Annotated in this window: 11 protein-coding genes; 6 read left to right on the forward strand and 5 right to left on the reverse strand. The window is 42.7% G+C overall.

Annotated features, from left to right (window positions below; genetic code table 11):
- Position 1: 1 nt before the first annotated feature.
- Positions 2-1963, reverse strand: a complete 1962-nt coding sequence (locus ACHSBP_RS17145; protein WP_010558258.1) for a methyl-accepting chemotaxis protein — start codon at positions 1961-1963, stop codon at positions 2-4.
- Positions 1964-2077: 114 nt separating this feature from the next.
- Here ACHSBP_RS17145 and ACHSBP_RS17150 point away from each other — a divergent pair, with 114 nt between their 5' ends.
- Entirely contained in the window at positions 2078-3139 is a 1062-nt protein-coding gene (locus tag ACHSBP_RS17150; protein ID WP_395389737.1) for a hypothetical protein, read from the forward strand.
- Between the two features lie 89 nt (positions 3140-3228).
- Here ACHSBP_RS17150 and ltaE read toward each other — a convergent pair whose 3' ends face one another.
- Complete coding sequence (gene ltaE, locus ACHSBP_RS17155; RefSeq protein ID WP_395389739.1) at positions 3229-4230, reverse strand: low-specificity L-threonine aldolase; 1002 nt, start codon at positions 4228-4230, stop codon at positions 3229-3231.
- Positions 4231-4477: 247 nt separating this feature from the next.
- Here ltaE and ACHSBP_RS17160 point away from each other — a divergent pair, with 247 nt between their 5' ends.
- From ACHSBP_RS17160 to ACHSBP_RS17180, 5 genes are all read left to right on the forward strand, one after another.
- Complete coding sequence (locus ACHSBP_RS17160; protein WP_395389741.1) at positions 4478-5182, forward strand: ABC transporter ATP-binding protein; 705 nt, start codon at positions 4478-4480, stop codon at positions 5180-5182.
- A 22-nt stretch (positions 5183-5204) separates the two neighbouring features.
- Positions 5205-7220 carry a TonB-dependent receptor gene (locus ACHSBP_RS17165; protein WP_395389742.1) on the forward strand — a complete coding sequence of 672 codons (2016 nt, stop codon included), beginning with the start codon at positions 5205-5207 and terminating at the stop codon, positions 7218-7220.
- A gap of 3 nt (positions 7221-7223) precedes the next feature.
- Positions 7224-8624: a DUF3526 domain-containing protein gene (locus tag ACHSBP_RS17170; RefSeq protein ID WP_395389744.1), complete on the forward strand. Its 1401-nt coding sequence runs from the start codon at positions 7224-7226 to the stop codon at positions 8622-8624.
- Positions 8621-9958, forward strand: coding sequence for a DUF3526 domain-containing protein (locus ACHSBP_RS17175; protein ID WP_395389746.1), 1338 nt, complete (start codon positions 8621-8623; stop codon positions 9956-9958). Before ACHSBP_RS17170 ends, ACHSBP_RS17175 begins: the two co-directional genes overlap by 4 nt.
- 142 nt (positions 9959-10100) lie before the next feature.
- Positions 10101-10577 carry a DUF2938 family protein gene (locus tag ACHSBP_RS17180; protein WP_395389748.1) on the forward strand — a complete coding sequence of 159 codons (477 nt, stop codon included), beginning with the start codon at positions 10101-10103 and terminating at the stop codon, positions 10575-10577.
- On the opposite strand, the gene ACHSBP_RS17185 is transcribed toward ACHSBP_RS17180, so the two are convergent.
- From ACHSBP_RS17185 to ACHSBP_RS17195, 3 genes are read right to left on the reverse strand one after another with little or no spacing between them, the layout of a single operon-like run.
- Complete coding sequence (locus tag ACHSBP_RS17185) at positions 10566-11213, reverse strand: GNAT family N-acetyltransferase (RefSeq protein ID WP_395389749.1); 648 nt, start codon at positions 11211-11213, stop codon at positions 10566-10568. The genes ACHSBP_RS17180 and ACHSBP_RS17185 overlap by 12 nt on opposite strands.
- A gap of 4 nt (positions 11214-11217) precedes the next feature.
- Positions 11218-11670: a DMT family transporter gene (locus tag ACHSBP_RS17190; protein WP_138630670.1), complete on the reverse strand. Its 453-nt coding sequence runs from the start codon at positions 11668-11670 to the stop codon at positions 11218-11220.
- Entirely contained in the window at positions 11667-12293 is a 627-nt protein-coding gene (locus tag ACHSBP_RS17195; protein ID WP_395389750.1) for a nitroreductase family protein, read from the reverse strand. Before ACHSBP_RS17195 ends, ACHSBP_RS17190 begins: the two co-directional genes overlap by 4 nt.
- Positions 12294-12363 lie beyond the last annotated feature (70 nt).

A 12363-nucleotide genomic window follows, 5' to 3' on the forward strand; every position in this document is an offset into this window, starting at 1 on the left:
GTTAAGTTTTAAACTTTTTAACCAACGCAGTTAAAGCGGCTGAGAGCGATGCCAGGCTATTGGCATTTTCATCGGCGTCATTAGCAAGCCCTGAAATTTCATCAGCACCGGTTTTAATATCCACAACGTTGCGGTTAATCTCTTCCGCTACATGTTGCTGCTCTTCTGCTGCGGTGGCTATTTGCGAGTTCATATCACTAATAAGGTCAACCGAATGCGTAATGGAATCAAAACTGGTTTGCGCTTGTTTTGTGAACTCAACGGTTTGCGAGGATATATCGAGGCTTTGTGACATCTCTTTTGAAATCGCTTGGGTCATATTTCTAAGTTTACCAAGTTGCTGTGCAATTTCTTCTGTTGATTCGGATGTACGTTGTGAAAGCGCACGTACTTCGTCTGCTACCACCGAAAAGCCTCTGCCTTGTTCGCCTGCGCGCGCTGCCTCAATTGCGGCATTAAGTGCTAACAAATTTGTTTGCTCAGCAATGCCACGGATCACATCTAAAATTGTGGTAATGCTTTCACTTTCACTGTCTAAATCACGCACATTTTGCTCTGTACTTGCGATAGTGTCTGACAGTCCCGACACACTAGATACCGTTTTATTAATTAACGATTGCCCTTCAATGGCTGATTGTTTAGTTGAATTGGCTGAATCTGCTGCCGATGCACAGCTTGATGCAACTTCGTTGGCGGTTGCCGCCATTTCATTAATAGCGGTAGAAGCTTGCTCAAGCGCTAATTGTTGCGTCATTAACGATGAATTCATCGACGTAACTAAACGTGAGCTTACTTCCGATGCGTTGCTTACATTAGCAGAAGAACCATTAATCTCTCGCACCAAATCAGCAATCGAATTTAAAAATTGATTAAAGCTATTAGCCAGTTGTCCGGTTTCGTCTTGCGTACGAATTTTTAAACGCTGGGTTAAATCGCCTTCACCTTGCGAAATATCTTCAAGACCACGGGTCACCTCAACAATCGGACGAGATATTAATTTTGAAATATACACCGAGAGTACGGAGAAGATACCAATCAGAATTAAGCTCACCATAATAATTATCACCATCAGCGTATTTGCTTTCGCCATTACTTCTGATTTTTTAAGCAGGCCGATAAACTTCCAATTGAGTTTGGGCGAGGTATACACATTAGCAAGATAAACATCGCCATCAATTTCTATGGTGGTATCGCCAGATTCCATGCGGCTTAATCCAGCGTATAGATTGCTTTTAACACTCGCAAATTCTTTAAAATTATTTTCAGGGTGTTTGGCATCAACCAAAATTTTGCCGGAATCTTCTATTAACATTAAAAAGCCCGACTCACCCATTTTGATATTTTGGATCATGCTCGTTAACCCTTTTAACGACACATCCATACCCGTTACACCAAAATTGCTACCCGCACTATCTTTAATCGACATCACGGTGGAGACAATAACCGCGTCATCTGGCTCCCAATAATACGCTTGAGTACGAATCGGTTTAGTTGTCGCGCCTGTGCCTGTTTTAAACCAAGGACGCGGTCGTGGGTCATAGTTAGCGCTTACACTGCCTTTTGGCCATTGCGTATAACCACCTTGTTGATTACCCATGTAAATATAAGAAATGCCCTCGTGTGATTCACCAAATTGCGAAAACAAATCGAATACCCGTTGTTCAATTACGTCGTTTTGTTCTGGCGTAATTTGACTGGCGGATGCGCTATTCATATATGTTTTAATACCGCTTTTGGCCGCCACTAAATCGGGGTGTTTCGCTATGTACACAACGTCTTTACTGATCTCCTCGAAAAAAAGCGAAATCGCTTTATCTATCTGCGTAACTTCTCGCGTATTGGCAATAGTAAAATTATCGTGCGCTAAATTGCGAGTCTGGTTAATCATGATCACTGCAATCACAATAATTGGCAGTGTCATAGTGACTAAAAAGGCAATGATGAGTTTTTTTGAAATCGACATTGAGCTAACTACATATGACTAGTATTGAATTAAATATGGTTTGCAATCTAGTGCTAGTCAACTTCATAAGTTATGGTCTAAGCTATTTTAAAGTCATCTATTTACACGGTATTTATGTTGAACTCTAAATCCCTTTTATTTACCTCGCTGTTTGCACTTACAATTTCAACGCAGCTCGCAGCATCGCCCTCATTGGCAGGCGGCTTTTGGGTTAACTATAGCTTTAACGAAGACACCCACGAAACCGACTTTGGCGACCAAGCAATTATTGGTTACTTGGATGGTGCAAAATCAGATAAGTCACCTTGGTTTTACTCTGCAGAATTTCGCCTAGGGCCCGGCAGTTTTACCGACGTTGATAACAATTCAAGCGGGCAAAAATACGTGATGCACAAAGCATGGCTAGGTTATGCTATCGATGACAATAACTCACTGACCTTTGGCAAAAGCCAAGTGCCATTTGGCTGGAAAACCGCTAATTTTTGGCCAGGGGACATGTTTTTAGCTGCTTACGGTGACCAAATGGATGTCGGCGTAAAATACCAAGGCGGCGTTAACCAATTCAATTACCAACTTGCCTATTATTTGGCTGATGACTGGGCAAGTAAATCAACCGACAGCACCGATGACAACCGCCACTGGGGCAGCAGCTCAACCTACCGAAAGGTAGACACCGCAGTTGTCGATTTTTCTTATACATTTAATAAGCAACACACCTTTGCCGCCTCCTACCAAAACGGTAAATTAGAGGAGTTGATCACAGGAGATAGACGTACCGATGGCGATCACAGCGCTTATGTAATTTATTACCAAGGCCAATTTGACCAGCTTACTACCAAACTCAGTTACATTGACGGTAAGCGCGATTTGCCACAAGCCTATCTTGCCGCCAATCCCGATGTTGCTAGCACAATCGACAACACCCGCTATGCTGGCGAACTTGGTTACACGTTGGGTGATTGGTATTTTGTATTAGATGTAACCTTAGCTAAATCAAACACCAATGGTGTAGACGGTGACACAGTTTATGCGTTTGCGCCGGGCGTGCGATACGACTATGGCCCGGGTTGGCTGTACCTTGAATACCTCAATCAAGATGCGTATTTCGACCGCAATATGCAAATCAATCAAGGGGACTTTGCGGCGTGGTACCTTACCTTCGATTACTACTGGTAAGCGTAACTTAGTAGCAAATTACACTTATACTAAGGCAGATAACCAATATCTGCCTTAACCTTTATTTTAACAATTCAATGCACATATAACTAAAGTGCATTCTTTATTGCAGTAACCACTGAAACACAATCTTCGTGTGTCACATTTTTATGAAGTACCAAACGAATTTGCTCGCCTGGGCAAATATTAACGCCTTGACGATAAAGTGCGTCGGCAAATTCAGTAACTGGCTTAGTTGCCTGATATTGCAAAAACACCATATTGGTTGCCTGCAATGTAACACTTATACCGTCGATATTAGACAGCTCTGTCGCTAAAAACTCGGCGTTTTTATGATCTTTAACCAAACGGTCAATATTGTTTTCTAGCGCATACAAACCTGCAGCTGCAACAATACCAGCTTGGCGCATGCCGCCACCAAGCATTTTACGCCACTTATGTGCTTCATGAATAAAGGCTTTTGAACCACATAGCACACTACCAAGCGGCGCTCCGAGGCCTTTCGATAGGCAAATCGATACCGAATCCATTTGCGAGGTAATGTCTTTAATCGCAACTTGATGATGTACCGCGGCGTTAAATACCCGCGCGCCATCTAAATGCAAACCTAAACCATGTTCGTCACAAAACTTGCTGGCGTCAGATAAATAAGCCATTGGCAGCGGTTTACCCGAAACCGTATTTTCAATCGACAAAAGACGCGTGCGCGCGTAATGGTGATCGTTCGGCTTAATTTTTCGTTTAACTAATTCGAGTGACAAGCTGCCATCTTTTTCAAACTCTATTGGCTGTGGCTGAATGCTGCCAAGCACTGCTGCACCACCACCTTCATATTTATAGGTATGGGCGTCTTGACCCACAATGTATTCATCACCACGCTGACAATGGGCCATAAGTGCCAATAAATTACTTTGTGTGCCACTTGGCGCAAACAATGCAGCCTCGTGGCCAGTTAATTCTGCCGCTCTGCGTTGCAACGCATTTACCGTTGGGTCGTCACCAAATACATCGTCACCTACAGGAGCATTGGCCATCAGTTCGCGCATTGTTGCACACGGTGTGGTTACGGTATCACTGCGTAAATCTATCATATTTTCATTGCTTTAAACTGGTTCTGAGAAGGCCTCACTGTAGCTTGACAACACAACAAAGACAATGACATTGCGCTAATCACACAAAGCGTAATGCGAGCGATTCTCATCGCACAAAGGTTTACTTTGGTTTAATGTTATAATATAACATACCACGATTTTTCTAAGTAACACTAAAACACTTGTTATCTTCAGTCCCGTTTTAGTGCTGTTTCATTCATTAATAACTTTTGGTTGTAAAAGCATTATGCAAAACAACACTCTTAGTGTTTCGGCCTTAACCAAGCAGTTTGGCAACAAAACCGCAGTGAGCGAGTTAAGCTTTAACTTACATTCAGGCGAGGTATACTGCCTACTTGGTTCTAACGGCGCCGGTAAAACAACAACATTTAATATGCTTTTGGGCAATACGCTACCCGATGCGGGCGAAGTGCTGCTTAACGGCGACTCAATTTTTGCCAGCAATTTCAAACTAGATCAGCATATCTTTTATCTACCTGAAAACGTTAGTTTATACCCAGAGTTTTCAGCAGTAGAAAACCTTGCATACCTTGCGTCATTAGCATCGCTTGATGTTGATGACCGTGCCCTGCGCGATGCGCTTACTCAATGTGGCTTAAATCAAGAAGCGCTCGATAGACCAACGCGTTTTTACTCAAAAGGCATGCGACAAAAAACCGCTATCGCATTGGCGCTATTAAAAAATGCCAACCTAATGCTACTTGATGAACCAACTAGTGGCCTTGATCCGGTTGCTACGCGCGAATTTGTCGCCTTAATTAAGCAACTTGGCGAAAAAGGGGTAATGACAGTGATGATCACACACGATCTCAGTTGTGCTCATTTACTTGCAGATCGCATCAGTATTTTGCACCAAGGTAAACAAGTTGCCGAACTGCCGCAAAGCGAATCGTTCGAGTCACTTGAAAGCACCTATTTATCCCTTGTTTAACTGTTTATTTTCGGAGTAGTTTGTGAAAATCAGTCGCCTTCCTTTATCTCTGAGCGCCATATCAATTGCACTTTGCGCTCAATTCGCTGTAGCAAATCAAGACAAGTCACTTGAATCAATTGTGGTAATTGGTAAATCGTCATCGGTTAGCTCATCTAACCTTGCGGGTTCATTTGATTATATGGGCCGTGAAGAAATTAGTTATCAACATATTGATGATTTAAAAGAATTATTTACTAAAGTGCCAGGAGTTTATCTCTCGCGTTTTAACCAAGGCATTGTGAATACCATTTTATCAATTCGTGGTTTTGCCGGAGACGGAGCCAGTCCTCACGCTAAATTATTGATCGACGGCATTCCAGCTAATATGCACGCAGGTTACGGTGAACTCGATCAGTTATTCCCGATTGCCATTGATCATATCGAAATGTTTCGTGCCACCAGCGATCCCCGTTATGGATTATTTAATATTGCCGGTAACTATCAAGTAAAATCGCGTAGTGATAGCAGTGCCGACCTAGAACTGACCCTAGGCAGCTTTAACACCTGTGAAATTCAAGGTTATTTTGGCCAAGAAGGTGATACGTTATCACATAGCTACTCATTGGGTTATCGTAAAAATGAAGGCTATCGTGACCATACCGATATTACCAAAAAAGCCATTTCGGGCCGGTGGGACTGGCAATTAAATAGCGAATCAACACTTGGCGCAATCGCGCGCTATAGCCGATATGAAGGTTCAGCCCCAGGTTATTTGAGCGAACAAGAAGCAAGAGATAACCCAACCATGTCGGCTGATTATGCGAGCCAAGATGGTGGCGTTAAAGAAAATCATCACATTAGCCTGCATTACGATACCGCCATTAACAACCAAGTTGATTGGGCAGTAAAAGTTTATAGCCAAAACTTTCAGCGTAATCGTTGGGTACGTTTTTCAGCGCACAGTGATATTCAAAACCGCTTTGATGATCAAGATATGCTCGGCGCAATTTCAACGTTAACATGGCAAATTGACCTTAATTGGGCGCTGCTATGGGGCGTTGACTTACAAAACGAAGAGATTATTGAGCAACGCTTTGGCACAGTGGGTCAAACGCGAGAGCGTGATGATCAAGTTGTTAAGCGTAACCGTCAGTTTAGTTACGACACAAAAGGCAGTTACCTACAACTTCAGCATCAGCCAAACGACAAACTGAACTGGAATGTAGCATTACGTGTTGATGACCTTTCTGGTGATTACAGCGAGTTTGCCGCCGATGGAACGCGCAGCGACCGTGAAATGTATGATTTTGGCCTAGTTGTTCAACCTAAACTTAATGTGATTTACGCACTTACCGATAACACTGCGGTATTTTTCAATACTGGCAGAAGCTTTCAACACCCAACGGGCAAAGCCGCGTTTACCAGTGGCGATATTAACGCCCGCGAAATGACACACAACGACGGTGCAGAAATCGGCTCGCAGTGGAGTGTTGATGCTGTTGAACTACGCGCATCGTACTGGGTGCAAAAAGCCAAAAACGAGTTTGTATTAATTGATGGCGAGCAAAAAAACGTTGGCAAAACAACGCGAAACGGTATTGATTTAGCAGGTAACTGGCGGGTATCTAACGCATTTACAGTATGGGCAAACTACTCGTATATCGATACTGAAATTGTCACGCCAAGTGATAGCGCAAACGTAACTAAAGGCAATCAATTAAGAAGTATTCCTGATTTTACCGCATCGCTTGGCGCAAGTTTCGACGCCACAGAAAAACTCGTTTTACGCGTTCACTTAGATGCCCAAGGCGATTATTACGTTAATGAAGAAAATGCCGGCAAAAAATACGGTGATTACACTTTGCTCAATGCCAGCGCCGATTACCATCTAGACTGGGCCACCATAAAGTTGCAGCTTAATAACCTCACTGATGAGTACTACGAATATGTATACGATTTTGGTGGTGTAGATAGCAACGGCGTGTACCAAACTGACACCGTTCATTCACCTGGCGATGGCCGTAATGCCAGCCTTTCCCTCTCTATGAGTTTCTAAATTATGTTAACAACAATAGTCAAACAAGAATGGCGGCGATTACGTCGCCACCGTTTAGCACAAGCCGTGTTAACTCTAGTTGTTGTATTGGTAAGTGTCATTGTATTGAGTCATTGGCAACTACAACAAAATGCCATTGATGCACAAAAAACATGGCAGCAAACCGCCGATGAATTTTGGCAAGCACAACCTGAGCGCCATCCGCACCGCGTTGCACACTACGGCCACGTGGTATTTCGCGAACACTCACCGCTTAGCTTTCTCGATGTTGGTGTCGCGCCATTTAATGGCAACTTCTTATTTTTAGAAGCACACAAACAAAATGCCAGCGCAATCAAAAGTTACCCGGTAAACGCCTCTAGCCTAGCAATTGGTTTTCCGTCTGTTGCCACCTTCTTTTGGTTTGTATGGCCATTGGTACTAATTATTTTGGCATACGGCGCAATTAGCGACGAAAAACAAATGAATCGCTACACTTGGCTGTTAAGCCTTGGCCTAACAAAACGTACATTAATGTCTGCCAAAGCGGTGTTTTACATCGTGTTAAGTACGATTATTGTGGCGTTTATTGCCTGCGTTGCCGCACTGTTTATTGCTTTAACTGCACATGTATCTGCCCAGCATTGGTCCTCTTTTGCAGCAATGATGGCGAGCTTTTGGTTATACAGCATTATGTGGGTGCTGATCATCGTTACTGTGTCGGCCGTTGCCAAAAACAACCTGCAAAGCTTGTTAAGCAGCTTAGCAGTTTGGCTGTTTATTTGTGTGCTCGTGCCAAAAATGGCTGCACCAATTGGGCAAAGCTTAGCGCCTGTTCCTGAGCACGCTAACTTTGTCAGTCAGCTGAAAAAAGATGTAAAGGCAGTCGGCGATTCGCACAATCCAAACGATCCATATTTCAATAGCTTTAAACAATCTGTACTTGACCAATATGGCGTAGATTCAATTGAAGAACTGCCCGTTAATTACAACGGCTTGATCATGGCCGAGGGCGAGCGCATCACAAGCGATATTTACCAGCGTCATTTACACACGTTAGAGCAAACCTTCGCAGAGCATGAACGCACCCATCAATGGTTATCATGGCTTTCTCCTACCCTAGTGCTAAGCAAAGTATCGGTGTTACTAAGCGGTAACGATCGCGCCAGTATTGATGAGTTTGCAAAACAAGCCGAGGCCTATCGCTTATCACTGATCCAAGCGCTCAATAAAGTACATACTGAGCAAATTGATCACCATAACGATCGTGCGCAAAAAATAAGTGGCGATGTATGGCGTGATATGGCGCTGTTTGAATTTGACATGAAACCCGCTCAGCTCCCGCTTAAAAACTTACTGCCGTTTTTAGTCTGGCTAGTGCTTATCGCTGGCCTGTTTTACCGTGTAGGAGCAAAGCAATCATGAGTTTAGTTAACTTAGAACTAAAGCTGCTATTTAGAAATCGCGGATTTCTTTTGCAACTGGCGGTATACCTTGTTTTATCGCTTGGTGCGGTTGTCATTGGCTTTAATCATTACAACAAGCAACTTAGCGAAATCGAAAAACAACATCAGTTTGCTGCGGCAGACATAGCTCAGTGGCAAGCCGCTGGCGATAAAGCAACACCAGGTGGACTTGGTTACTATTTACATAGCCCTGCGGTTAAAACACCGAGCCCATGGTCAATTTTATTTAAAGGTGAAAGCCAAGAGTTACTCACCATCAATCGCATTCGTTTATTAGCACTGCAAGGGCAGCTCTACAATGAACCAATAAACAACAGCGAACATTTGCGTCTTACATGGTTAGATTTAGGCTTTGTATGGGTTTATTTATTGCCATTGCTGATTGGCTTTATCACCGTAACGCGACTTGCTGAAGATAAACAAACTGGGCGCTGGCAGTTATTTTCTGCCAACCTATCAACTGGCAGTAAATTATTAGTAACACGTATCGCAATCAGCGTAAGTGTGCTGTTTATCTTAAATATATTGGTACTATTAGCAGCTACTGCTTTTACGGATATCACGCTATCGCTCGATACCGTGTGGTTAATGACTATTTTGTTTAGCTATATGCTGTTTTGGGCAAGTGTTAGTTATCTCATTAGCAAATTGGTAAAACAGGCTAATTTATCGGTGCTGGCTTTTGTTGTGAGCTGGCTGGTACTCGCAATTGCCATACCTTCTGCGCGCTTTTCAAGCCAGCTAGACGTAAGCCAAAGTAATACTGGCGTATCGCTATTAATGACGCAGCGCCAAAGTATTAACGATAGTTGGGACCGAGATAAACAAGCAGATCTCGATACCTTTTTAGCGGCTTATCCAAAATGGCAAGAAACCAGCAAGCTAGGCGAAGCATTCGATTGGAAATGGTATTACGCCATGCAAACGTTAAGTGACGATGCCGCCAAACCAATGGCAAATGATTACTTAGCCCATATTGAAAACGCCAACAAAGCCCCTGTTTTTAGGGCTCTATCGCCTGTGCTGAATGTGGATTTATTGCTAACCCGCCTTGCCAATACCGATAGGCAAAGCGATTTAGATATGAAAGCGCAAGTAACTGATTGGTATAACAAACTAAAAGATCACTGGTACCCTTACCTATTTTTTAATAAAGCGTATTCGCCACAAGCCATTGCCGATGCACCAAAGTTTAGCTATTTAGCAAATACAGCTAAAGATGCGCTGCAATTGCTGTGGTTGTTGTTACTTACTGCGTGTTTAATTGCGCTAAGTTACAAACGCAAATACTAGTTCCAATTCTAGCCAAAAATTGGATTCTGTTGTCACACCCAAAGGAAGCATTTGCTTCCTTTTTTTATTGCACTTAAACCTTGACTTAAAGCTAACTTGAAGTTGCAAAATTCCCTTTTAGTTGAGAATTAAGGATAAAATGATGACTTCAATATTATTAAATAGCCTGATAATTGGTGTAGGCGCTACGCTTGTTATGGATTTGGCCGCTTGGTTATGTTTGCGATTATTCGCTATTCAGCCATTAAATTATGCTTTTGTAGGGCGTTGGTTAATCGGTATCACGCGTGGAAAACTGCGTCATAATCCGATTATGGCATCACCAAGTGAAAAGCATGAATTTGCCATTGGTTGGTTTTGCCATTATGGGATTATTTACGCATATATGTATTTGATACTGGCGAACATACTCACGCTTAACACTGGCAATATAGCATTATTATTACTATTTACGCTCTCAACGCTGGTAATGCCCTTTTTTGTTATGCAACCGTGTTTTGGTTTTGGCATCGCTGCCAGTAAAACCCCATACCCGCTGCAAGTCAGACTAAAAAGCCTGCTTGCACATTTGTCATTTGGTGCTGGGCTTTACATTATGATCTTGTTGCTACTCGGCTAAATGGTAGCAAGCACCTAACTCTAGAAAGCCCATTGAAAGATACATTGGCAGGCCAGCTTGCGAGGCCTGCAAACTAATAAAGTCACAACTATTTAGCTCTGCAAACCACAGTAAATGTTGCATTAAGGCCTTGCCAATGCCTTTGCCTTGGTAACGTTCTGGCACACCAACTTGATGAACACCTAGCGTGTGATTAGTGATATAGGCGATGGCTGTTCCGCAAATTTCACCATTTTCAATGTAGGCGAAAATTGTTGCATTGCTATCACAAAGTAATGGCAGCAAGGTTTTATAATCAATCAAATAACCAAAAGCCTCACCGCATATGTTGGCCCACTGTTTTAAGCGCTCTTCTGACGTGATGCGTTCAATATACTTATTCGAGACTGCGAGTTTTTGCGTACCTTCAAGACCCATTGCAATCAGTTTATTACGGTAGTTCTCACGTTGAAAATCATTAGGTTCAATGGTTACACATACATGTTGCTGCCACGCATTTTGGTCAATTGCCTTAAAATCGCTGCGCCATACTTTGTTTGGCCAGCTAGTATGACGATGCACATTCGAAGCTTTAGTATGCGCTAATGTTAACCAAAACTGGTGTAAATTTACGAGGTTCCTATCTAATAACGTCATGAATTTAGTCCTTATTTATCAATATAATGCCAGCAATCAACAACACTGTACCTAACGCTTTGGTAATGCTAATGAGCTTTTGTGGGCTATCAAATAAGCCAAAGTGGCTAATTAACATAGCGAAGATAATTTGCCCGGTTAACGCGTAACTCATTAAATTGCCTACGCCCATTTTGGGAATAAGCCAATACATGCTACCAACGCCTAAAACACTTAATACACATGACCCCCACAAGTACCAAGGCACATTGCTCAGTTGTACATTTTGCAACGTGACCGAGAGCGTTTTTGCATTGATAACCAAAAGCACCAGCGAAACCAAAATAAAACTGGTTAAAAATGCATAACTTGTTGCCAACCATGAGCTTTTTAATAGTTGTCCTAAGCGCGCATTCATCGCAGCTTGCATTGCAATACACGCGCCTGCGATAAAAGCGACAGGCCAAAGGGCGTTCATAATAGACTCACTAATTGATTTATTGGCTTGCGATATTTTGCTCTCAGCGCACTGTGGTCGTCTCTGCTACGAATGCCTACTGGGCATAATATTTCAGCGTTTAACCCACGTTCTGTCAGCCCAAGGGCATCACTTACTGCTTTTTGAGCAAAGCCTGTCATTGGGCACGCATCAATGTGATTTATTGCGGCACAACTGAGCAATTTGCCAAGCGCGATATAACATTGGTTGGCACTCCATTTTTGTTGCTCAAATGGTGATAACGATAACAAATCACCACTAATGGTTTGCTTGTAGCCCGCTAGTTTTTCAACATCAATTTGCTGATTTTCTGCCAGCGCCGAAATATAGCTATCAATATCATGTTTTGAGGTGGTAACACGGTTTGCTAACACCAATAAGTGTGAGCACTGTGCAATTTTATCTTGCCCATAACTAAACGGCACTAGCTGCTGTTTAATATGATCTTTGCTTATCACAAGTAACTCATAGGGCTGCATGCCATAAGAACTAGCGCTCAAATGTACGCTATCGATAAGTGGTTGCAACTGCGCTTGTGAGAGTTGTTGTGAAGAAAATTTATTGACCGCGTAACGCCAATTGAGTGAATTAATAAAGTCCATTGCCTTGCCCTTGTTTAAATTGATAAGGCAAGGTTACGCACTCTGTATTCTTATCTCCTTTACATATGTT

It is taken from the genome of Pseudoalteromonas sp. XMcav1-K, assembly GCF_044005875.1.
Lineage (GTDB): Bacteria > Pseudomonadota > Gammaproteobacteria > Enterobacterales > Alteromonadaceae > Pseudoalteromonas > Pseudoalteromonas spongiae.

Coding starts and splice junctions, on each gene's coding strand:
- ACHSBP_RS17145 (WP_010558258.1), bottom strand. CDS start 1,963: ATGTCGATTTCAAAAAAACTCATCATTGCCTTTTTAGTCACTATGACA.
- ACHSBP_RS17150 (WP_395389737.1), top strand. CDS start 2,078: ATGTTGAACTCTAAATCCCTTTTATTTACCTCGCTGTTTGCACTTACA.
- ltaE (WP_395389739.1), bottom strand. CDS start 4,230: ATGATAGATTTACGCAGTGATACCGTAACCACACCGTGTGCAACAATG.
- ACHSBP_RS17160 (WP_395389741.1), top strand. CDS start 4,478: ATGCAAAACAACACTCTTAGTGTTTCGGCCTTAACCAAGCAGTTTGGC.
- ACHSBP_RS17170 (WP_395389744.1), top strand. CDS start 7,224: ATGTTAACAACAATAGTCAAACAAGAATGGCGGCGATTACGTCGCCAC.
- ACHSBP_RS17175 (WP_395389746.1), top strand. CDS start 8,621: ATGAGTTTAGTTAACTTAGAACTAAAGCTGCTATTTAGAAATCGCGGA.
- ACHSBP_RS17180 (WP_395389748.1), top strand. CDS start 10,101: ATGACTTCAATATTATTAAATAGCCTGATAATTGGTGTAGGCGCTACG.
- ACHSBP_RS17185 (WP_395389749.1), bottom strand. CDS start 11,213: ATGACGTTATTAGATAGGAACCTCGTAAATTTACACCAGTTTTGGTTA.
- ACHSBP_RS17190 (WP_138630670.1), bottom strand. CDS start 11,670: ATGAACGCCCTTTGGCCTGTCGCTTTTATCGCAGGCGCGTGTATTGCA.
- ACHSBP_RS17195 (WP_395389750.1), bottom strand. CDS start 12,293: ATGGACTTTATTAATTCACTCAATTGGCGTTACGCGGTCAATAAATTT.